Raw genomic sequence first — 21,163 nt, forward strand, 5'->3', positions numbered from 1 at the left:
TTACGCTTTTTTAGTTTGTGAAATAAAACACATAAAAAAGACATGCTGTACTATTACACAGATGTAAACTGTATTATATGTTTTATAATAACCTTTTCTTTTTTTACGTCTGCACATCTCCTATCTTGCCACAAATAAACGATTTTTTAAAACAATAACCTTTTGTAATTTTTACTTGAATCATGTCGAAACTCTTTCTTTATTTCAGAAAACCTTCCTTTTCAGCCAAAAAAAAAGACCTGTAAACTTCACAGGCCTTCTTATTTATCCTCGCTATTTTTCACCTTTAACTTCGTTTTGTTATAAAAATCCTCTTTGGCTTTGTTATAGTCAGCTGTTAATGTGTTAAACGCTTCTTTTTTCTTTTCAACTTCTTTATAAGTAGCATTGATCGAAGCGATTTGTGTTTCAAGATTCTCTAATTTCACATTGTCTTTTTCAAAGAGCGTATATAGCTGACGATCTAATTCAATGGAATGAAGATAGGCATCATGTAAGGACTGGTAAGCCTTATAACGCTTCTTCATTAACGAAGATAGTTCAAGCGCCTCTTCTTTTGCTTTGCCATCCTCTAGTTTTTGGATCTTCGGCTCTGTCGCTTCAAATTGTTTTTGCGAAGCGCTGATGCTTTTTTCTTCTTTTTGTAATTTACTTTCACGCTCATCTAATAACTGCTGCGCTTTTTGTGCTTTATTTTTTATTTTCTTTTTATCTTTAATCCCTAGCTCAATAATTTGGTCGTATATCGCATTTTCTTGCTGTTCTAAATCAGCTAACGGTTTTTGCTGATCAGCAAATTGCTTTTCTTGTGCTACCACTTTTTCTAATCCATTATATACCTCAAGCTCAGGCGATGAGCCCTCTGCACATCCTGCTAGTGACATAGCAGCAATGCCGATAACTATATATCTTCCGACGCACTTCATATCTGGTAAATCCTCCCTTATTCATGGGTCATTATACAATTTTTGTAGGAAATTAGCAATTTATCTACACCCTTTTTCCACCTTTTAATATATTATACTAACCCAATCGTGAAAAAAAGGGAGTTTATTACTTTTTACCTTGGGATTGATAACTACGGGAGGTTACATTATGTTGGGTTATGGTGGATATGGCTGTGGCGGTTCTAATAAAGGTTTCGTGTTATTAATCGTACTGTTCATTTTATTAGTTATTATCGGCTGCAGCTGTGGCGGCTGGTAATTATACAATAAAAGCGGCTAACAGTCGCTTTTATTTTTTCTTATGCATGTTTTTCCATATGTTTGATACATATAATTAGTAGAAACATTTATGTGGTCAAGGTCGAGGTAATGACTTTTTTATACGGATTTGGTACACTTTATACCTATAAAATAGCCTAGGGAGATGTGAAAGTTGATTACAATGAACGATATTATTCAAGACGGACACCCAACGCTGCGAGAAGTAGCAAAAGAAGTACCGTTACCTGCTTCTGAAGAAGACAAAAAGATTTTACATAGCTTATTAGAATATGTAAAAAACAGCCAAGATCCTGAAATTGCTGCTAAATATGGACTGCGATCTGGTATCGGGCTTGCCGCTCCTCAAATTAATGTATCAAAACGAATGATTGGGGTACACGTTACGGATGAAAAAGGCAAGCTATACAGCTATGCATTATTTAACCCTAAGATCATTAGCCACTCAGTTGAAAAGACCTACCTTACAGGCGGTGAAGGCTGCTTGTCTGTCGATCAAGATATCCCAGGATTTGTTCCTCGATATGCACGTATCACAGTAAAAGGCACAACGCTTGAAGGCGAAGAAGTGAAAATTCGTTTGAAAGGTCTTCCTGCTGTTGTCTTTCAGCACGAAATAGATCATTTAGACGGAATTATGTTTTATGATTACATTAATAAAGAAAATCCATTTCAAGAACCTGAAAATGCTTTTCCATATGAACGCTGAAAAACGCGAGCTAGAGCTCGCGTTTTTCTTACTTTAATAATCCTACTAGCTCTAATCCGTGGAGAATACCATCTTCTGCTACATCTTTTGTAACAAGATTAGCAACTTCTTTCACGACTTCTTCCGCATTTCCCATCGCTACGCCATTTCCCACAAATTCCAGCATTTCGATATCGTTTAAGCCGTCTCCGAATGCATATACATCTTTTTTGTCAAAGCCAAGCTTTTCAATCATGGTCTCAATTCCTCGCGCTTTTGATCCACCTTTTGGCAAAACATCAGTTGAAAATTCATGCCAGCGAATAAAGTCAAATTTCTTAAATTTTTCTTCATAAGGAGCTTCTTCTCCCGCTGTACAGAATAAGAGGGATTGATAAATTTCACGCCCTTTGAAATAAGTAGGATCGTGGTGAGGGTGGGTAAATCCAATTTTCAGCGTGCTGATGCTGGATTCGATATAGTCATGAAACTCAATGTTTGATTTCATATCTTCATGATCCATGTATACGACAGGGTGATCATGCTCAACAGCAAAAGCCGTTAAATCTTGAAGCTCTTCTTTATTTAACGGGTTTTTGTAAAGAACTTCTCCATTTAAAACGATATACTGACCATTAAAGCTAATATATGTTTGAATATCCAACTCTTCACGCAGATCTTTAAACATGAAAGGAGCCCTTCCAGTTGCAATTGCCACTTCATGCCCCTGCTCTTTTAACAGCTGGACAGCTTTTTTTGTAGAAGCAGGCAGTTTTTTATCATGATCCAATAACGTTCCATCAATATCAAAAAAAATAATCTTTTGTTCCACGTTTATCACCTTATTTTTTATAATTTTTTATCTCTTTGTTAAGCCTTTCCAATTATATCAAACAAGCGCTGGTTTCTCTATAAATGGGCGGTCCTATTTACATTATTTCCATATTTAACCACGAGAAACCTCTCCCTTTTCATCATATAATAAAAGTACAGAGAGAGACAGGCAGGTATTGCAAAAAACAAAGGAGCTGAAAAATCATGTTAAAAGATTTTCGAAAAAGGCTGCTAAAACGCTGGAATGAATTATTGCGTAAAAAAACGATGGCATAATCGATTTTTTTAGGGCTTTCTGTTGTAAAATTTGCAGAGTGTGTGTCTGCATCGTACAATGGAATAGCCCTTATTTTTTATACGCCCGGAAAATATAGTCTTGTATCCGTTTCCTATTAATATTATTCTATAATTAATTGACTTGTTATATTTAGATGACTAAAATGTAGTGAAAGCAAGTTTCTTTAGAAAATACATGAAATACATACACATTTTATAATATAATAAAATAAGTTATTTGAATTTCGGAATTAAGGAGAGATTTTTGTTATGATTTTTAAAGTTTATTTTCAAGAAAAAATGAATGAAGTAGCTGTACGTGAAAATACAAAAACAGTGTATGTGAACGCAGATTCTGAGCGTGACGTTCGTAAAAAGTTAAAAGCGCGTTCAATTAATATTGAGTTTGTTCAAGCAGTGACTGGAGACTATCTAGAATATGAACAACAGCATGAAGATTTTAAAGTATTGGAGATATGATGAAAATGAAATTTGTAAAAAATAATCAAACGGCAGTTTTCGCCCTGGGTGGACTAGGTGAAATCGGTAAAAATACGTATGCCGTACAGTTTCAAGATGAAATTATTCTTATTGATGCAGGAATTAAATTCCCTGAAGATGAGCTTTTAGGAATTGACTACGTTATTCCTGACTACAGTTATTTAGTAAAAAATGCAGATAAAATCCGTGGCCTTTTCGTTACACATGGTCATGAAGATCACATCGGCGGAATTCCTTACTTATTAAGAGAATTAAACATTCCTATTTATGCAGGGAAATTAGCCCTTGGACTTCTTCGCAACAAATTAGACGAGCATGGGTTGCTTCGTACAGCTCAGCTTCATGAAATTACTGAAGATGACGTAATTAAATTCCGTAAAACATCGGTAACGTTCTTCCGCACAACTCACAGTATTCCTGATTCTTACGGAATTGTGGTAAAAACACCAAACGGACAAATCGTACATACAGGAGATTTCAAGTTTGATTTTACACCAGTGGGCGAACCGGCTAACTTAACAAAAATGGCTGAAATCGGCAAAGAAGGCGTTCTATGCTTGCTTTCAGACAGTACAAACAGTGAAATTCCTAACTTTACGATGTCTGAGCGCCGCGTAGGTGACAGCATTCATGACATTTTCCGTAAAGTAGACGGCCGTATTATTTTTGCAACGTTTGCTTCAAATATTCACCGCTTACAGCAAGTAGTGGAAGCAGCCGTATTGCATAACCGTAAAGTTGCTGTATTCGGACGCAGTATGGAAGCAGCTATTGAGATTGGCCAACAGCTTGGATATATTTCATGTCCAAAAGATACGTTCATTGAGCCTTCTCAAATTAACCGAATTCCAGCTAACCGCGTGACTATTTTATGTACAGGCAGCCAAGGTGAACCGATGGCAGCGCTATCTAGAATTGCAAACGGTACTCACCGCCAAATTCAAATTATCCCTGGAGATACGGTTGTATTCTCATCTTCACCTATTCCAGGAAATACAGTAAGTGTTAGCAAAACAATTGATATGCTATTCCGTGCAGGAGCAGAGGTTATTCACGGTGCTCTAAACGATATCCATACTTCTGGACACGGCGGACAGGAAGAACAAAAATTAATGCTTCGTTTGATGAAACCAAAATACTTTATGCCAATTCACGGTGAGTATCGCATGCAGAAGATGCACATCAAACTTGCAACAGACTGTGGAGTTCCTGAAGAAAACTGCTTCATTATGGATAATGGAGAAGTGCTAGCTTTAAGCGACAGCGAAGCTTCAGTAGCTGGCAAAATCCCTTCAGGCTCTGTATATATTGACGGAAGCGGAATTGGTGACATTGGAAATATCGTACTTCGTGACCGCCGCATTTTATCTGAAGAAGGTCTTGTTATTGTGGTTGTAAGCATCAATATGAAAGACTTCAAGATCGCTGCTGGTCCAGACATTATCTCTCGTGGTTTTGTTTATATGCGCGAATCTGGCGACTTAATTAATGATGCACAGTCCCTCATTACAAAACACTTGAACAAAGTGATGGAACGTCGTACGTCACAATGGTCTGAGATTAAAAATGAAATCACAGATACATTGGCTCCATTCCTTTACGAAAAAACAAAGCGCCGTCCAATGATTTTACCAATCATTATGGAGGTTTAATAAAAGAAAAAGAGCAGATGCAATTGCATCTGCTCTTTTTTTATTAAGCACTGGCAAATTTATTTTCGAAGCGGTTGATATCTGCATCTGCTCCAATAACAATCAACACGTCCCCTTCTTGAATCGTTTCGGACGCCTGAGGAGAAACGATGATATCTCGATCACGCTTAATGGCTACAATGTTAATGCCATATTTTGCACGAATGTCTAACTCAATCAGCGTATTGCCAGCCATTCTTTTGCTCGCTACTAATTCGACAATGCTGTGTTCTTCAGATAGCTCTAAATAATCTAGCACGCTGTTTGAAATCATGTTATTGGCAATTCTTCGGCCCATATCTCGTTCGGGATGCACGATAAAATTAGCGCCAATTTTTGATAATACTTTGGCATGATAATCATTTTGCGCTTTTACCGTTATTTTTTCAACGCCCAGCTCTTTTAAAATAAGGGTCGTCAAAATACTTGCCTGAATATTGTCACCAATAGCTACGATAACATGATCAAAATTACGAATTCCTAAACTTTTTAGAACCCCTTCATCCATTGAATCGCCTACTACTGCATGCGAAGCAACGTTAGCATACTCATTTACCTTTTCTTCATCAATATCAATCGCCAGAACTTCCATTCCTTGATCGCTTAATGTTTTACAAATACTTCCTCCGAATCTACCTAATCCGATGACTGCAAATTCTTTTTTCATTTGAATTCCTCCATTATGTACAGGAAAAAATCTGAACTACCGTTATTTTACCACAATTCTTTTGTATCAACCTCATTTTCCCGTTAACACTTATATCTCTTTACTATTTCTCACACTCATAGAAAAACAGAAGGATGAGCTCCCTCTGTTTTTTTAAGCTGTAGCATGGGTTTGAACAAGGTCATAATATACGCCTTTTTGCTGCATTAGTTCCCCGTGATTCCCTGTTTCAATAATGCTTCCGTGATCTAATACAATGATGTTATCTGCCTCTCGTATAGTAGATAACCGATGAGCAATCATGATGGCAGTTCTGTTTTTTAACAGCGTTTTAAGCGCCTGTTGAATCTTCACTTCTGTTTCTGTATCGATGCTTGCTGTCGCTTCATCTAAAATGATAATACGAGGATTAGCCAACAGCGTTCGAGCAAATGAAATCAATTGACGCTCTCCCACGGATAAGACATTTCCTCGCTCTTCTACTTCCGTATCATAGCCTTTTTTCAGACGCTTTATAAAATCTGCAGCCCCTACCGCTTCCGCGGCCTTAATCACTTCATCATCAGTAGCATCCGGTTTTCCAAACCGAATGTTTTCCATAATAGTTCCTGAAAAAATAAAGGTTTCTTGCAGCACAATACTAATTTGCGCTCGTAAACTCGCTAACGTAATATCTTGAATAGGCATATTATCAATTAAAATCTGCCCTTCGTTCACATCATAAAAACGTGTGATTAAATTAGCAATGGACGTTTTTCCGGATCCAGTATGCCCCACTAAAGCAACCGTCTGGCCTTCTTTTATGTCAATTGATACGTTGTTTAAAGCTTTCCGCTTCCCATCATAGGAAAATGAGACGTGCTTGAACTCAACTTTTCCTTTCATATCCTCTAAAGACGTAGCGGTTTCCAAATCTGCGACGATAGGTTTTTCATCTAGAAATTCAAAAATACGTTCGGATGAAGCCATTCCCATTAATAATTGATTATACACTTGCCCTAAACGAGAAATCGGTTCCCAAAACATTCCAAGATAAAAAGCAAATGATACAAAAATACCAATTGTTAGCCGTTCATCTTGAATAAGTACAGCACCGAACCAAATTAAAATAGCCGTTCCGACAGCATTTGTGAGTTCTACAAACGGTCGAAACATGGCATTTTTTCGAGTAGCTTGCCTCCAGCTCTCGTAATTTTCACTGTTTATGCGCTCAAAAAACAGCATATTTTCTTGTTCTTGAGCAAATGATTGAGTGACGCGAATGCCTTGAATACTCTCATTTAAATGTGAATTTAATACTGACTGCTTCATACGAACAACTTGCCACGACCGACGAATTCTTCTTCTCAGCTTTGTGGAAATCAAAAACATAACCGGTAAAATGATTAAAACAGCACATGTCAAAGCAGGACTGAGAGAAAATAATATAACTACAATCCCCACTAACAATAAGAGATCCATAAACAGGTTAACTACCCCGTTGGTAAATAAATCTTGAAGAGAGTTAATATCATTCATGATCCTTACAAGAATAGAGCCTCCTGAACGCGTATCAAAAAACCGGTGCGACAGCCCTTGAATATGCGTAAATAAATGTTTTCTTAAATCATATATAACGTGCTGCCCGAGTTGGTTCATCCATTTAATTCGAAAGATATTCGAAATATAAGATAGTACATACAAGCTAAAGATTATGAAAACTAACTGCATGAGCAGCGTGCTATTTTTATCTTTTACAGCATGATCAAGCGTATATACACCTATCAAAATAGGAATAGCGAGTCTAATGACCGTTGTGATAATGACCATAAGAAACGAGAAAAGAAGCAAGTTTTTTCGATATGGATGAAGATAACGAAACAAGCGGGCCATTTGCTTCCAGTTAAACATCTTATCAATGATTTGATCTGTTTGATAATAAAAGCGCTCTCGCACAACTTTATTTTTTTCGGCTTCCATTCTATTCCTCCCTTGTTATACGTTCATCACTGACGTATTGCTTTCATATTGAATGTCATAAATATTTTTATAAATCCCTTCCTTTTGAATGAGCGTTTTATGGCTTCCTCTCTCTTTTATTTGACCTTCATACAAGACTAAGATTTCATCGGCATGTCGCAAAGAAGAAAGGCGGTGTGCGATAATAAACGTAGTACGATTTTTCATCACTTCTTTTAAAGCCAATTGAATTTCTCTTTCTGTTTTCATATCAACAGCACTCGTGGCATCATCTAATACTAAGATGCTAGGGTTTAAGATAAGCGCTCGTGCAATCGCGATGCGCTGCTTTTGTCCGCCTGATAACCCCAGTCCTCTCTCTCCCAGCATCGTGTCATACCCATCCGGAAGCTCCATAATAAAGTCATGCGCCTGCGCTCGTTTTGCAGCATCAATAATGTCTTCTCTAGAAATACCCGGCACACCATAGGAAATGTTGGTTCCTATACTGCTTGAGAACAAAAAGGTTTCTTGAAGTACAAAACCAATTTCTTTCCGAAGAACGGAGAGCGGATACTCTTTAATCGGACGATGGTTAACTAAGATTTGTCCTGAAGTCGGTTCGTAAAACCTCGTGAGCAGCTGGGTTAAGCTTGTTTTTCCGGCTCCAGTTGCTCCGATTAAACCTACTACTTTTCCTTTAGAAGCAGAAAAAGATATGTTCTCAAGCGACTTTTTTTCTTCGTTTGGATAGGATAAGCTAACATGTTGAAACTCGACCGTTCCATTAATAGAGAAACTTCCGGCATGCTCATGGACTTTTTCTTCTTCTTCTAAAATTTCCAGCAGCCTTTCACCTGAAGCTTTAGACTGTGAAAACATATTGATAACAAACCCTAAATTCATAATAGGCCACATTAAATAAGAGGTTAAGCTAAAGAAAGCAACAAGCTCTCCCGGACGTACACTTCCGTTCATAACAAGCGCTCCTCCGTACGCAAGGAGACCAACAATAGATAAGTTTCCTATAAACTCCATTAAGGGGAAATAAGTTGCCCACACATTCGCGGTTTCAATGTTTCGATTTTTATAAACTCCGTTGGAGTCGTTAAATTTAGATGTTTGAAATTTTTCTCTTGATAATGACTTGACCGTTTGTATACCGCTTATATTTTCTTGGACATTTGTATTGAGCTCCCCAAACGATTGGCGAATTAAGCGAAACGCTGGATGAACGCGTTTATCAAAACGATAAACAGCTACCCCTAAAAAAGGCAGCAGACAGATTGTGACAAGAGTTAGTGAAATAGAGTAATAGAACATAACGGAAAAGCTGGCAATAAGTAAAATAACGAAGCGAATTAATTCTGAGAAGCCAAAAGATAGAAAAAAACGAAATCCTTCTACATCAGCTGTCAACCTGGACATCAAGTCCCCTGTTTTAGCATTGTCATAGTAAGAAAACGGTAAATACTGAAGTTTGCGGTAAAGTTTATTGCGAAGAGTATACACGGACTTAATTCCAAATAAGTCGCCGTAATATTGCTGAATATATGTAAAGATTCCTTTGACAATCATTAGCCCAATAAAAATAAATGCTACATTATCGACTAGCTGATATTGTTTTCCTAACACAATATGATCAATCGTATATTGCAGCACAATAGGGTAAATCACAGTGATGGAGGTTACAAACAACAAGCAAATAGCAGAATAAAAAAAGTACATTCGGTACGGTAAATAAAAATCTTTTAGTTTTTTAAACGTTTCCATATACCCCGTCCTTCCTTTAGCTAAAATGCGGCACACATATTTAAATATATCGGTTCCCGAAATAATTTACCATAATTTTTAGATATTTTTTCAAAAAAAGGTAAATAGTCATAAAAAAGAGGGTGGGATATAACTAAATGAATTCAATATAAAGACGAACAAATGGAATACATGAGTTGAACTGCTAGAAAGATCTACACTGACGAAATTATTCACCATAACAAAAAAATGAACCACTAATCAAACATGTTGATCAATGGTTCATTTTTCGATTCGTCTAAAATACGTTTGTTCCAGCCTCTTTTTTTATTGTTTTTCTACTGCATGTCCGCCGAACTCATTGCGAAGAGCGGCAACTACTTTACCTGTAAACGTATCGTCTTCAAGTGAGCGATAGCGCATCATTAACGATAGAGCAATAACTGGCGTTGGCACTTGTAAATCTAGAGCGGATTCAACCGTCCATTTTCCTTCACCGGAAGAATGCATAACTCCTTTAATACTGTCAAGTTTTGCATCTTTTGAAAATGCACGTTCCATTAATTCGATTAACCATGAGCGAATAACAGAGCCATTATTCCATACGCGGGCTACAGCTTCATAGTCATAGTCAAATTCACTTTTCTCTAACACATCAAAACCTTCAGCAATTGCTTGCATCATGCCGTACTCAATTCCGTTATGAACCATTTTCAAGAAGTGGCCGCTTCCTGCTACACCTGAATAGAGATAGCCGTTTTCTACGTTAATGTCGCGGAAAATAGGTTCGATTGTAGCAAATGCTTCTTTATCTCCCCCAATCATCATACAAGCACCGTTTCGGGCACCTTCCATTCCGCCGCTTGTTCCAACATCAAAGTAGTGAATTCCTTTTTCAGCAGAAGCTGCAGCACGTCGTACAGAATCTTTATACTTGGAATTACCGCCTTCAATAATCATATCTCCTTCTTCAAGCAGTTCTTGGAGCTCAGAAATTACTTTTTCTGTGAGCTCTCCAGCCGGAACCATGACCCAAGCAATGCGTGGTTTTTCTAATTTGCTCACTAATTCTTTAATGGAAGAAGCGCCTTCTGCTCCCTTTTCTGATACTTTCTGTACGGCTTCGTTGTTCACATCGAATGCTACTACAGAATGGTTATGATCTAGTAAATTCAATACTAAGTTTGCTCCCATTTTCCCTAAGCCAATCATACCTAATTTCATATGTAAATTACCTCCAATAGTAAGTTTCGTATCATGTTGTTAGTGTTAGTATGGTGTAAACTCACAAGAAAAAATCCACATTTTTATATTTCCTTTATCAGTTACTTCCTACACACAAAAAAGAAAAACATTCGATGCAAGTTCTACTAAGCATCGAATGCTTTTCACCTGTTACAACTGCCTGTATTTATTCGTTCTCGCCTAATACACGATTCACGCGCTTTTCAAGCATTTTCATACCGCTTCCACCAGCTTGGAAGTGGCGTAGCTGACCTGTTTTGTCAAATACATAATATGCCGGTACATATTGATTTTCAAATGCATCCGTTAATTTATGCTCACTGTCTACAAAAATTGGCTGCGTAATATCATGTTCTGCTGCTACTTCTTTAATTTTTGATAAGTCTAAATCATCTTCAGAGCGCGGCATATGAACTGCTACTACGTTTAATTGATCTTTGTATTGGTCGCGAAATTCATTTACTTGAGGCATTGCTTCTTTACATAAATGACAGCTTACTGACCAAAAATGAATAAGCGTTGGCTTTTCGCCGATTAGCTGCTCTTTTGTAACCTCTCCGTTTAACCATTCTGTAGCGCCCGTTAACTCAGGCATTGGCTGACGTAATTTCATGAATAAAAGCCTCCCTTATTTTCACTATTATTGACTATATGTTCTTTATTATCCGATGAAAAAAAGGCCTAACGTGGACGTTAGACCTTTTAAACGTTGTGCTTACGCGTTTAAAGTAGCTTGACCTGGTTTCCAGTTAGCTGGGCAAAGTCCGCCAGTTTGTAACGCTTGAAGAACACGTAAAGTTTCATCAACGTCACGGCCAATATTGTTGTGGTTTACAACTGAATATTGTAATTCGCCTTCTGGGCTGATGATGAATAAACCGCGAAGTGCTACACCTTCTTCTTCAATTAAAACGCCGTACTCACGAGAAACAACGTGATTTGTATCAGCTGCTAATGGATATTTAAGATCACCTAAACCATTATCTTTACGATCAGTGTTGATCCAAGCTAAGTGTGTATGGATTGTGTCTGTAGAAACACCGATTACTTCTGCGTCAAGATCTTCAAACTCATCATAACGGTCAGAAAGTGCAGTGATTTCTGTTGGACATACAAATGTAAAGTCCATTGGATAGAAGAATAATACTGTCCATTTGTCATTTTTAATATTTTCTTCTAAGCTAACTTTACCGAATTCTTTGTTTGATAATACAGCTTCCATTTCAAAGCGTGGAGCTTGTTTACCTACCATACGTTCTGGCATACATGATCCCTCCAAATAATTATTAAATGAGAAAATGTATAAAACATTCTCACTTATGTACTGTTATAACGGTTTTCATTATAATGGATATTGTTTTTTTAGTCAATATTAATTAAGAATGAATTTAAACAACATCTTATAATGGTAACATAGTTGTTATGCCCGCCTTTCGGGCAAATTAAACCCTGACTTCAGCAAAAAAATGCTATAAAAGGGTTGCATTTATTTACCTTCTCAGTTTAGCATGTCTAATATCGGGAATAAACAAATGTGCTCATACTCTTACAAAATCTTTTCCACAGAATACATTCCCACTTATTAATATTGAAACAGAACATAGGAAGGATGAACAACGAATGTTTAAGATGCAAGATATCAACTGGGAACAGCTTCTTACCAATGCTGGAGTTATTGTGTTAAAACTTATTGCCATCACCATTGTATTTTTACTTGTACGAGCAATTGGTAAAAAAGTTATTGAGCGTTCCTTTGAAAAAATGAGTGAGCGCGAAAATACTACGCGCGGACGCATGCTCACACTCAAAAGTTTAACCGTTAATGTGTTTTCATATGTACTTATTTTTATTTTTGTCGTTATGCTGCTTGAAGCAGTAAATATCCATGCCACAGCTCTATTAGCTGGTGCCGGAGTTGTGGGTCTAGCAATCGGGTTCGGTGCTCAAGGACTGGTTAGCGACGTTGTAACAGGTTTCTTTTTACTTCTTGAAAAACAGCTGGATGTTGACGACTATGTAACAACCGGAAGTTTTTCAGGAATTGTCGAATCAGTAGGTCTTCGCACTACTCAAATTCGCGGATTTGATGGAACTTTGCACTATGTGCCTAACCGTGAAATTACAAGCTTAAGTAATCATTCCCGAGGCAATATGCGCGCGTTGATTGATATTGGCATTTCGTATGATGATGATATTGACAAAGCAATTTCCGTACTAGAAAAAGTATGCGAGCGCGTTGCTGCAACAAATGAAAACATTGTAGAAGGACCAAGCGTGATAGGAGTTCAAGGTTTAGGCGCATCGGACGTTGTGCTTCGTGTAGTTGGCAAAGCTAAAAACGGTGAACAGTGGGGGGTTGAACGTCAGCTTCGCAAAGAATTTAAAGAAACGTTTGACGCAAACGGTATTGATATTCCGTTCCCTCATCAAGTAAATATTGATAAAAAGCAGCCTGAAGATGCCAAGCAGCCTCAGCATGCATAAAAAATAGCCGAAGGATTTATTCCTTCGGCTTTCTTTTATCCTTGTACCTTGCGGCTTTCTTTTATCCTTGTACCTTGTTGCCTACTTGCTGACAAATTTCTTCTGCTGTTAATCCGCTAGCTGTAATAACTGAGCCTTGCGTTACTGCATCAGAAATCCCCATTACGTTTGAATCCTGTCCTGTTACAACACAGCAATCGCACCCTTGTGCATCACTTTCGTTGCGTAATTGTACCACTTCATGTCCGAGCTGCTGAAGTGCAGCCTGTACATCTGTTAAACCGTATTCTACACCAATTCGTGCCATCGTTGCCCACCTCCTCATGGTATTAATTTAGCCATAAGGAAAAATGATTATACGATTTATTGATTGCCTTTATGTTCAAAATATTTTGTAATAAGTGAAATCGCAGTATCTATTGCGCCTTCATGAGGCTGCAGCTTTGCATGATGAAGCCCATATTCAGACTGAACACCAAGCCAAAACATAAATCCAGGAATATCTTTTAGCATATAGCCAAAATCTTCTCCTGTCATTGCTTCTTTGCACTCAATGACATCCACGTCTGTTTGTTCTTTGGCAAATTCCATAAACTCTCGCGTGACTTCATGGTGATTATATACTTGATGATACATACAACCATAATCAATGGCTGTTTCACACTGATACCCTACTTCTACTCCTTTAACAATCGCTTCAATTCGTTCTTTAACACGCGTCATTGATTCAGGAGATAGCGTGCGAATGGTTCCTTCTATGCGAGCTCGCTCCGCAATAATATTTTGAACCGTCCCGCCTTGAATTTTCCCTACTGTAATTACAGCGCTGTCTAGCGGATCAACGTTGCGAGCAACAATAGTTTGAAGCTGTGAAACGAGCTGACATGCAGCAACTACCATATCATTTGTTGTATGTGGATAAGCAGCATGCCCGCCTTTTCCTTTTAAATCAATAAATAGCTCAGACGTGTTAGCAAATAGTAACCCTTCCTTCAGTGCAATCGACCCAACCGGATATTCAGGAGCTACGTGAAGGGCGAAGATGAAATCTGGAAGCCACTCTTTCATGATATCGCTTTGGAGCATCGGCTGTGCTCCTCCTGGACCTTCTTCTGCAGGTTGAAAGATGAACAGTACATTATCTTTAATTTCATGCTGAGCAAAGTAAGTCAGTACACCTAGCCCAATGGCCATATGCATATCATGTCCGCAGGCATGCATGAGTCCTTCATGCTGTGATTGAAAAGAATAATTCGTTTCTTCCGTGATAGGAAGACCGTCAATATCTGCTCGGTAGCCTATTGTTTTAGTTGGGTTTGTACCATGTACTTTAACAAAGAGTCCTGTTTTCCACGTCTTTACTTCTAAGCGCTCTTGCGGAAGAGTGTTAATATAATCAAGCAAAAAACGCTGTGTTTTCACCTCTTGAAACCCTAATTCAGGAATTTTATGTAGCTCTCTTCTTATTTTCACAAATTCATTTTCAGCCATGTGTATGTCCTCCTCACGAAATAAAGAAGAAAGCGTGGTTGCCCACGCTTCCAACTTGTCCATATGATACGTTTAAGGATTCAGTATCCCAATCGCTAAATATTAATTCAGCAAAGAAAAAGCGTAAACTGATCGTTTTTCTTATTCTTCGTTTAATTGACGCAATTCTTGCTTGATTTCTGTTTTAGACTTTGTTTTTTCGTCAATTTCTTTAATAACGCGAGCCGGCGTACCTGCTACTACTGTGTAAGGAGCTACATCTTCTACCACAATTGCACCTGCAGCAACTACGGCACCTTTACCTACTGTTACACCTTCAAGAACAACAGCATTAGCACCGATTACCACATCATCTTCTACTACAACTGGTTTTGCAGAAGGTGGCTCAATAACACCAGCTAATACAGAACCTGCGCCGATATGACAGTTTTTACCTACTGTTGCACGACCACCAAGTACTACGTTCATGTCGATCATTGTTCCTTCACCGATTACGGAACCGATGTTAATAGATGCACCCATCATAATAACAGCGTTGTCTCCGATTTCAACTTGATCGCGAATAATAGCGCCTGGCTCAATACGAGCTTTAATTCCTTTCATATCTAATAAAGGAATCGCAGAGTTGCGGCGATCATTTTCAATTACGTAGTCTTCAATTTTTCCTTCGTTTGCTTCAATAGCAGCTTTGATTTCTTTCCATTCACCAAATACTACACCTGTGTTGCCCGTTACGAATGTTTTAGAAGATGAACCAAAGTCAATTCCTTCTACTTCACCTTTTACGTAAACTTTTACCGGTGTTGATTTTGTGCTGTTTTGAATAAATGAGATAATCTCATTAGCATCCATCATTTTCATTATGTATTCCTCCTAAGTAAGCAATGTCTCATTTAATGTAACAAAATGCTTTCACAATGACAAGCATCATTATCGTTTTAATAAAAAGATAACGATTGCAAATAAAAAAAGCGAGCATCTAGGCTCGCTTTAAACCGTTTCTCTTACATATTCACGTACAATATCAACAAATGCTCGAACTTGCTTCAGTTTAAACGCTGATTCGTATCCAACTAAAGAAGTGTCTCGCGTAATTGGCTCTCCATTTGCTTTCAGAAGCGGCGTCCGGTGAATATGGCTTCCAGCTTCTTTAATAGCAATCGATGGTAAAATAGCGAAGCCAAGACCATTTAAAGCCATTTGCTTACACGTCTCAATCTGATCCACTACAATCGTACGCTTCGGTGTAGTATGAAACTCTCGATGCCACCATTCTAAAATTTCTTGATAATACGTTGAGTCACTTTTAAATTGAATAAATGGTCGATGAGTATTTACTACTTCTGCTGCCCTTTCAATTTCTGAATCGACTAGGTAAAGAGGATCTGTAAACAAATGTTCTTTGACACCTTTCCAATCCGGATTTCCGCGTATGATTCCAATATGTACCTCATCTTCGTACAGATAGCGAAGCATTTCACTGCTCCAGCCGGTTACAAGAGAGATTTTAGCATGTGGGTAACGATCCATATAGCGTTTTAACACCGCCGGCAGCCAGTGCTGTCCAATAATCGAAGCCACCGCTAATTTGAGTGTACCATATACCTCATTATCTAAATGATGCAAGTCCTCACGAACCCGATCTTCTTTTTCTACCACTTCTTTTGCAAATTGAACAATCTTTTCTCCAGCAGGCGTTAATGACAGTCCTTTTTGCGAACGAATGAAGATTTGTGTATCCCATGCTTTTTCAATGGTTTGCAGCCTCTGTGATAAAGCTGGTTGCGATACAAATAATCTCTCTGCAGCTTTTCTCATATTTAATTCTTGAGCTAATACAACGAGCATTCGACATTCTATTAATTGCATTCAGTTATTCCTTTCAAGCCTCTTTTTACTTTCATTTTACCTTTATCATATAAGAAAAAAACGGAGAAAGATAGGCTGAAACACGATTTCTTAAAAAAATTATTGAAATGACTCTTTCGGGAGAATGATGGACTGCCTTCTTAATGACTTTAACAAATTTCTTCGTGTTAAAATCCCTTCAAAAATGCCATCTTCATTCTCTACGCACAAAAAAGGATGGTTAATCATGGCATTTATGACTTTTAATACGGATTTTTTCATGGAGACACGAGGAACATTTTGATTCATAACTTCTTCTACTTTCATGGTTTCTAATCGTTCAAATTCAATGCGCTTTAACCCTAAAATCGAATCTAAAATAAGCGTCATACTCACGAACCCCTGCAGCTGGAACCTTGGATTTAATACGGGAATGGACGTATAGCCAGTCTTTGTTAACACAAGCAAAGCATGTTCTAAATTATTTCCCACTTGGACATGAGCAACTTTATCAGAAGTGACAAGCAAATCTCGAAGTTCAATTTGATTTAACTGATTGTGATCAATATCAATCATTTATACATTCTCCTTCCATTTCTCATAACTTCCACGTGTGTAAAGAGAAAAAGAACAAGCTACAAAATGAAAATAGCTTGCTACGTAAATGCGAACCTTTAAGAGGGAATAGAAGCAGACACACTCGATGTTCTCCCTTATATGTTAAGTCTAGATTTTTTTAAAACAAGTGTCAACGAAAGTTCATAATTATCTGAATTTTTTATTTTGATTTTTTTACAGCATTCGACCCGTTCCTTCTATTTATCAGAAAATCCGCTATCACTTTGTCGATATTTCTCGGGAAAATAGGGCGGAAGCCACCGCAAAAACTCCATACGCAGTAACAAAAAAATACCGCAAAGTATAAAATCCTTTGCGGCATTCGTTTTGCTTTATCCCTTAATGAATAAGTTCAAAAATTTCAATTGCAATCATATCAACGTTATCAAATTGATAAACGGCTGGCTTTTCACCATCTTGATATACTTCAAGTTCGTATGTTTCAGTTTTTGCATGATATTTCACGCTGCAAATTCTTTTTCCCTCTACTTCGAAGAAGCGTTGTGGCGCTTCACTTCCACTTGCTTGCTCACGGAGATTCACAAGACGAGTTAAAATACCTTGTAATTGTGACATATAATCTCTCCTTTCACCTATTACATCATTACGCATTCGACTTTTCTACAATATCAATTCAAATAAATACGTTATCTAAACTAATACTTAAAAGACACCATTTCACTATATGCCACATACTAAAAAAACACAAGTACTTTACGTGATTTTTCATAAGAAAATGCCTTATTATAGCGATATATGTCGTTTTTTATTATAATAACATAGCGATATACTATGTATCATACAAAACTTCATTCTACTTTAACACCATTCATTTTAATATAGGGAGGTGCTTTCATTGAGATCTATAGAGTTGTACACACAACCAGCTTGCCCACCTTGCGAAATTGTTAAACAGTTTTTACAGCATCATCACGTTTCCTATAAAGAATTTGACGTATCTAAAGATGCTTCTGCTCGAAAACGAATGACTACTGAGTTAGAGTCTTATTCCACTCCGACCATTCGTATTGACCAGGAAATTATCAGAGGATTTGACCTTCAAGCGCTTGAGAAGCTTCTTAACATCGGGTAACAGAAACACTCAAAATAAGCTTTCCTCGGCTATTTTGAGTGTTACTTACTATATATAAACTTTTGCACTTTCCATTTCCCTTGTTTTTTTACTAACGTGATCATTTCGTAATGATCTTGGTATTTTACCCGTTCATTATGCACAGCCGGAAAAAATTGATAGACATAAGCTTTGTTTTGGTCGGAATGAAGAGCTACCTTCGTTTGTTCATCAAAAGAAAAGAAAGGGATGTAGTGTGTTAAATATTCAGGTCCCTCTCCGACATACCCTTGAGCTTTTTGTAAGAGAGCCTCATTAAAAAACACAGATGCATACTCATCATCTAAAAACAATTTCAGCTCACGAACAGCGTCTTGATTAGTATGAGCAGACGCAGCTCTTAGCTGAGCCTGATAAGCGTCCTGCAAATTTATAAAGATTTCATGCCTAATCTCTCCTGATACTTCTGCATGAACAGATTTTCCTGAGTACAAGACAATCAGCAAAAAGACAAGTAAGCATATTTTATTCAAATTAAATCAGCTCCTTAACTTCTTTTTTATTAGAATTCCGAAAATTCCCCTGCCTATGCATATCCCTACAACCGACTGTCGTTCTCCTCTAAAAAAACATAAAAAACCGGCAACCACTTTTGCTGGTTGCCGGTTTAACTTCAACTTATTTATTCTCTACAAAACGTCTCTTTCGTATAAAAAAGAATATGAAATATCAAGGAATATATAGTGCATATTATCAATCGGATACGAAAAAGTCCGGATATTCTCACCTGTTTCAATATCATTATACAAATCTGATAATATGCCTTTTTTTTCATAGCTCATTCGAATAATATTCTCAAGGAAATATGGGCGCCAGCTCCAATTTTTCTTTACATATTCAGGTTCAAGAATCCAATCCTCGTTTTTCTTTACATAGTTAGAAGACTTTTGAAATCCGTTTTCATCGCAGATGTAAAGACGAAAACACACGTTGGATAGTTCTTCTGCAATAACAGGCAGCATATCGTCATACGTTTCTAGCTTTCTGCACTTTGTCATTACCTGCTGCATTTTATCTTGAAAGCGTTCTGTCAGCTGGTAAACAGCAAGCAGCTTTTTCTTTTCGTGAGCGATATACATTTCAAAACGTTCCTTTAGTTTATCCTTTAAGATGTTCGGATCGACAAGTTCAGCAGCCGGCTTATGTAAATAATAACCTTGAAAATACCTGCCTCCGTTTCTCCATGCATATTGCAGCTGATAGGAGGCTTCTATATCTTCGTATAGAAGCGTAGCACCCATTTTTCTTGCTAACAGAGATAAAGAATACAATACGTCTTGATACGACTGCGCCATGTCCGTTTGTCTCAGAATATGTAAATCTACTTTTAAGATATCTGGTGAAAGCAACCCAATCCTGTCTAGATTACTACTTTCTTTTCCTATATTATCAATTGCAATCTTAATACCATATGTTTGATAATACTTTAGTAAGTGTTGAAGTGATTCCAAATCTCCACTAAAATTGTGTTCTGTAATTTCGAGAACAATTCGATCAAGCGATAATCCTTTATTTTCGAAAAGTTGCAATAATTCTAGCAAGGATTCTCCATGATCGTTCATTAATAAATTAGGGTTCTGATTAATAAAAATTAAAAATTGTTCTTCCTGGGTCAACATATGCTCGAGCGCTTGTGTTAAAACAGCATAATCAACTTCTATGCGATATTCATCCGGAATCGCATCATCATGAAAGAATGGGCCGAGACTTTCAATTTCCCCTTCATTTTGAAACCTCGCCAACACTTCATAGCCAATTACTCTATGTCCATCTGCACTAAAAATTGCTTGATAATACGGAAGAGTTTTCTCTATGTTTGTTAATACATCTAACGGGTCCACTCAACTCTCCCCTCTCCTTGTTCACTTTACGTTAGTATAATACGAATAGCATAATTTTGCTAGTCCTTCTCGGATTGCTTTGTACTTTTTAGTGCGTATACAAACTTAAAAAGGATGCTGATTTAGCCACTGTCCCCCGTCCATTGTAATGCATTCCCCATTGATATAAGACGCTTCATCGGAGAATAAGAAACTAGCTAATCCTGCTATTTCCTCAGGAGTTCCAAGGCGTCCTAATGGTACAGAATTTAATGTACGCGCTTTCATTTTTTTTGACTCAAATAATTTATCGGCTCCTCCTGTTCGCTCGATCGGCCCTGGTGCAATCGCATTTACCCGTATACCATATTTCTTCCCCCACTCTACTGCGAGCGTGCGCGTCATGGTTAAAACTCCTGACTTGGCACAAGCTGAATGAATAACACCTGCTCCTGCGTTCCAGGCATATGTAGCCACAATGTTTGTAATGGCCCCTTTTGTGCCTTTATTGATCCAATATTTCCCTACTGCAGAACTGCAATAAAATGTACCATTTAATACGATATTAATTACGCTGTTCCATCCGTTAATGGATAAGTCTTCAGCTGCACATATAAAATTGCCTGCAGCATTATTAACTAAAAAATCAATTTGGCCAAATGCCTTGTCCGTTTCTTGAACCATTCGTTCCACATCTTCTGGATTGCGTACATCCATCACCACTGAAAGTACCTGTCCATCAAACGTTTTAATTTCATTTTCTGTCTCTTGTAATCGATCGGCTGATCTACCTGTGATTACCACATGAGCACCTTGTTCTGCAAATCGCTTTGCCATATGTTTTCCCATTCCACTTGAACCGCCAGTAACAATTACGACCTTGTTCTTCAATGTATCTTCCTCCCCAAAACATAAGTGTTTTACAACTATCATTTTACTATTTTTTCTGAAT

General features: G+C 37.6%; 23 protein-coding genes. 6 read left to right on the forward strand and 17 right to left on the reverse strand.

Annotated elements, in window-relative coordinates:
• Positions 1-260: 260 nt before the first annotated feature.
• Complete coding sequence (locus AC1DEF_RS16720) at positions 261-926, reverse strand: YkyA family protein (protein WP_097823990.1); 666 nt, start codon at positions 924-926, stop codon at positions 261-263.
• 169 nt (positions 927-1,095) lie between these two features.
• Between AC1DEF_RS16720 and AC1DEF_RS16725 the strand changes: the two genes are divergently transcribed.
• Complete coding sequence (locus AC1DEF_RS16725) at positions 1,096-1,206, forward strand: YjcZ family sporulation protein (protein WP_016763434.1); 111 nt, start codon at positions 1,096-1,098, stop codon at positions 1,204-1,206.
• 174 nt (positions 1,207-1,380) lie between these two features.
• Positions 1,381-1,935 (forward strand): peptide deformylase, encoded by a 555-nt coding sequence (def, locus tag AC1DEF_RS16730; RefSeq protein WP_013056051.1) that lies wholly within the window; start codon positions 1,381-1,383, stop codon positions 1,933-1,935.
• 28 nt (positions 1,936-1,963) lie between these two features.
• On the opposite strand, the gene AC1DEF_RS16735 is transcribed toward def, so the two are convergent.
• Positions 1,964-2,746 (reverse strand): Cof-type HAD-IIB family hydrolase, encoded by a 783-nt coding sequence (locus tag AC1DEF_RS16735; protein ID WP_097823991.1) that lies wholly within the window; start codon positions 2,744-2,746, stop codon positions 1,964-1,966.
• Between the two features lie 548 nt (positions 2,747-3,294).
• Between AC1DEF_RS16735 and AC1DEF_RS16740 the strand changes: the two genes are divergently transcribed.
• Both AC1DEF_RS16740 and rnjA read left to right on the forward strand, forming a co-directional pair.
• Complete coding sequence (locus tag AC1DEF_RS16740) at positions 3,295-3,504, forward strand: DNA-dependent RNA polymerase subunit epsilon (RefSeq protein WP_057238645.1); 210 nt, start codon at positions 3,295-3,297, stop codon at positions 3,502-3,504.
• A gap of 5 nt (positions 3,505-3,509) precedes the next feature.
• Complete coding sequence (rnjA, locus tag AC1DEF_RS16745) at positions 3,510-5,177, forward strand: ribonuclease J1 (protein ID WP_013056048.1); 1,668 nt, start codon at positions 3,510-3,512, stop codon at positions 5,175-5,177.
• Positions 5,178-5,220: 43 nt separating this feature from the next.
• Here the strand turns inward: rnjA and AC1DEF_RS16750 are convergent, their stop codons facing one another.
• The 6 genes from AC1DEF_RS16750 to AC1DEF_RS16775 form a co-directional block, all read right to left on the reverse strand.
• Entirely contained in the window at positions 5,221-5,883 is a 663-nt protein-coding gene (locus AC1DEF_RS16750) for a potassium channel family protein (protein WP_013056047.1), read from the reverse strand.
• A gap of 153 nt (positions 5,884-6,036) precedes the next feature.
• Entirely contained in the window at positions 6,037-7,842 is a 1,806-nt protein-coding gene (locus tag AC1DEF_RS16755) for an ABC transporter ATP-binding protein (protein ID WP_318331106.1), read from the reverse strand.
• Positions 7,843-7,857: 15 nt separating this feature from the next.
• Positions 7,858-9,594 (reverse strand): ABC transporter ATP-binding protein, encoded by a 1,737-nt coding sequence (locus AC1DEF_RS16760; protein WP_097823993.1) that lies wholly within the window; start codon positions 9,592-9,594, stop codon positions 7,858-7,860.
• Positions 9,595-9,900: 306 nt separating this feature from the next.
• Complete coding sequence (gnd, locus tag AC1DEF_RS16765; RefSeq protein WP_043979562.1) at positions 9,901-10,797, reverse strand: phosphogluconate dehydrogenase (NAD(+)-dependent, decarboxylating); 897 nt, start codon at positions 10,795-10,797, stop codon at positions 9,901-9,903.
• Positions 10,798-10,984: 187 nt separating this feature from the next.
• The gene (locus AC1DEF_RS16770; RefSeq protein WP_013056043.1) at positions 10,985-11,431 is read right to left on the reverse strand and encodes a redoxin domain-containing protein; all 447 of its coding nucleotides are present in this window, start codon (positions 11,429-11,431) and stop codon (positions 10,985-10,987) included.
• A gap of 102 nt (positions 11,432-11,533) precedes the next feature.
• Entirely contained in the window at positions 11,534-12,082 is a 549-nt protein-coding gene (locus tag AC1DEF_RS16775) for a peroxiredoxin (protein ID WP_014461006.1), read from the reverse strand.
• A 356-nt stretch (positions 12,083-12,438) separates the two neighbouring features.
• Between AC1DEF_RS16775 and AC1DEF_RS16780 the strand changes: the two genes are divergently transcribed.
• Positions 12,439-13,302 (forward strand): mechanosensitive ion channel family protein, encoded by an 864-nt coding sequence (locus AC1DEF_RS16780; protein WP_477727447.1) that lies wholly within the window; start codon positions 12,439-12,441, stop codon positions 13,300-13,302.
• A gap of 61 nt (positions 13,303-13,363) precedes the next feature.
• On the opposite strand, the gene AC1DEF_RS16785 is transcribed toward AC1DEF_RS16780, so the two are convergent.
• The 6 genes from AC1DEF_RS16785 to AC1DEF_RS16810 form a co-directional block, all read right to left on the reverse strand.
• Positions 13,364-13,609, reverse strand: a complete 246-nt coding sequence (locus AC1DEF_RS16785) for a YkuS family protein (protein ID WP_013056040.1) — start codon at positions 13,607-13,609, stop codon at positions 13,364-13,366.
• 56 nt (positions 13,610-13,665) lie between these two features.
• Entirely contained in the window at positions 13,666-14,793 is a 1,128-nt protein-coding gene (locus tag AC1DEF_RS16790) for an N-acetyldiaminopimelate deacetylase (RefSeq protein WP_477727448.1), read from the reverse strand.
• Positions 14,794-14,934: 141 nt separating this feature from the next.
• Complete coding sequence (gene dapD, locus AC1DEF_RS16795) at positions 14,935-15,654, reverse strand: 2,3,4,5-tetrahydropyridine-2,6-dicarboxylate N-acetyltransferase (RefSeq protein WP_013082280.1); 720 nt, start codon at positions 15,652-15,654, stop codon at positions 14,935-14,937.
• Positions 15,655-15,783: 129 nt separating this feature from the next.
• The gene (locus AC1DEF_RS16800) at positions 15,784-16,662 is read right to left on the reverse strand and encodes a LysR family transcriptional regulator (RefSeq protein WP_013056037.1); all 879 of its coding nucleotides are present in this window, start codon (positions 16,660-16,662) and stop codon (positions 15,784-15,786) included.
• Between the two features lie 99 nt (positions 16,663-16,761).
• Positions 16,762-17,217: a cyclic-di-AMP-binding protein CbpB gene (gene cbpB / locus AC1DEF_RS16805; RefSeq protein ID WP_013056036.1), complete on the reverse strand. Its 456-nt coding sequence runs from the start codon at positions 17,215-17,217 to the stop codon at positions 16,762-16,764.
• A 381-nt stretch (positions 17,218-17,598) separates the two neighbouring features.
• Positions 17,599-17,835: a YkuJ family protein gene (locus tag AC1DEF_RS16810; protein WP_013056035.1), complete on the reverse strand. Its 237-nt coding sequence runs from the start codon at positions 17,833-17,835 to the stop codon at positions 17,599-17,601.
• A gap of 280 nt (positions 17,836-18,115) precedes the next feature.
• Here AC1DEF_RS16810 and AC1DEF_RS16815 point away from each other — a divergent pair, with 280 nt between their 5' ends.
• Positions 18,116-18,352, forward strand: a complete 237-nt coding sequence (locus tag AC1DEF_RS16815) for a glutaredoxin domain-containing protein (RefSeq protein ID WP_013082278.1) — start codon at positions 18,116-18,118, stop codon at positions 18,350-18,352.
• Between the two features lie 41 nt (positions 18,353-18,393).
• Here the strand turns inward: AC1DEF_RS16815 and AC1DEF_RS16820 are convergent, their stop codons facing one another.
• From AC1DEF_RS16820 to fadH, 3 genes are all read right to left on the reverse strand, one after another.
• A complete protein-coding gene (locus tag AC1DEF_RS16820; protein WP_097823996.1) occupies positions 18,394-18,864 on the reverse strand; it encodes a DUF3993 domain-containing protein in 471 nt (156 codons plus the stop codon).
• 156 nt (positions 18,865-19,020) lie between these two features.
• Positions 19,021-20,232 (reverse strand): EAL domain-containing protein, encoded by a 1,212-nt coding sequence (locus AC1DEF_RS16825; protein ID WP_013056032.1) that lies wholly within the window; start codon positions 20,230-20,232, stop codon positions 19,021-19,023.
• 105 nt (positions 20,233-20,337) lie between these two features.
• Positions 20,338-21,102 (reverse strand): 2,4-dienoyl-CoA reductase, encoded by a 765-nt coding sequence (fadH, locus tag AC1DEF_RS16830; protein WP_477727449.1) that lies wholly within the window; start codon positions 21,100-21,102, stop codon positions 20,338-20,340.
• Positions 21,103-21,163 lie beyond the last annotated feature (61 nt).

It is taken from the genome of Priestia sp. 10L35 (assembly GCF_056395685.1).

Bases quoted from the DNA above. Each gene is read 5' to 3' on its own strand.
- AC1DEF_RS16720 (WP_097823990.1), bottom strand. From the start codon at position 926: ATGAAGTGCGTCGGAAGATATATAGTTATCGGCATTGCTGCTATGTCA.
- AC1DEF_RS16725 (WP_016763434.1), top strand. From the start codon at position 1,096: ATGTTGGGTTATGGTGGATATGGCTGTGGCGGTTCTAATAAAGGTTTC.
- AC1DEF_RS16740 (WP_057238645.1), top strand. From the start codon at position 3,295: ATGATTTTTAAAGTTTATTTTCAAGAAAAAATGAATGAAGTAGCTGTA.
- rnjA (WP_013056048.1), top strand. From the start codon at position 3,510: ATGAAATTTGTAAAAAATAATCAAACGGCAGTTTTCGCCCTGGGTGGA.
- AC1DEF_RS16750 (WP_013056047.1), bottom strand. From the start codon at position 5,883: ATGAAAAAAGAATTTGCAGTCATCGGATTAGGTAGATTCGGAGGAAGT.
- AC1DEF_RS16755 (WP_318331106.1), bottom strand. From the start codon at position 7,842: ATGGAAGCCGAAAAAAATAAAGTTGTGCGAGAGCGCTTTTATTATCAA.
- AC1DEF_RS16760 (WP_097823993.1), bottom strand. From the start codon at position 9,594: ATGGAAACGTTTAAAAAACTAAAAGATTTTTATTTACCGTACCGAATG.
- gnd (WP_043979562.1), bottom strand. From the start codon at position 10,797: ATGAAATTAGGTATGATTGGCTTAGGGAAAATGGGAGCAAACTTAGTA.
- AC1DEF_RS16770 (WP_013056043.1), bottom strand. From the start codon at position 11,431: ATGAAATTACGTCAGCCAATGCCTGAGTTAACGGGCGCTACAGAATGG.
- AC1DEF_RS16775 (WP_014461006.1), bottom strand. From the start codon at position 12,082: ATGCCAGAACGTATGGTAGGTAAACAAGCTCCACGCTTTGAAATGGAA.
- AC1DEF_RS16780 (WP_477727447.1), top strand. From the start codon at position 12,439: ATGTTTAAGATGCAAGATATCAACTGGGAACAGCTTCTTACCAATGCT.
- AC1DEF_RS16785 (WP_013056040.1), bottom strand. From the start codon at position 13,609: ATGGCACGAATTGGTGTAGAATACGGTTTAACAGATGTACAGGCTGCA.
- AC1DEF_RS16790 (WP_477727448.1), bottom strand. From the start codon at position 14,793: ATGGCTGAAAATGAATTTGTGAAAATAAGAAGAGAGCTACATAAAATT.
- dapD (WP_013082280.1), bottom strand. From the start codon at position 15,654: ATGAAAATGATGGATGCTAATGAGATTATCTCATTTATTCAAAACAGC.
- AC1DEF_RS16800 (WP_013056037.1), bottom strand. From the start codon at position 16,662: ATGCAATTAATAGAATGTCGAATGCTCGTTGTATTAGCTCAAGAATTA.
- cbpB (WP_013056036.1), bottom strand. From the start codon at position 17,217: ATGATTGATATTGATCACAATCAGTTAAATCAAATTGAACTTCGAGAT.
- AC1DEF_RS16810 (WP_013056035.1), bottom strand. From the start codon at position 17,835: ATGTCACAATTACAAGGTATTTTAACTCGTCTTGTGAATCTCCGTGAG.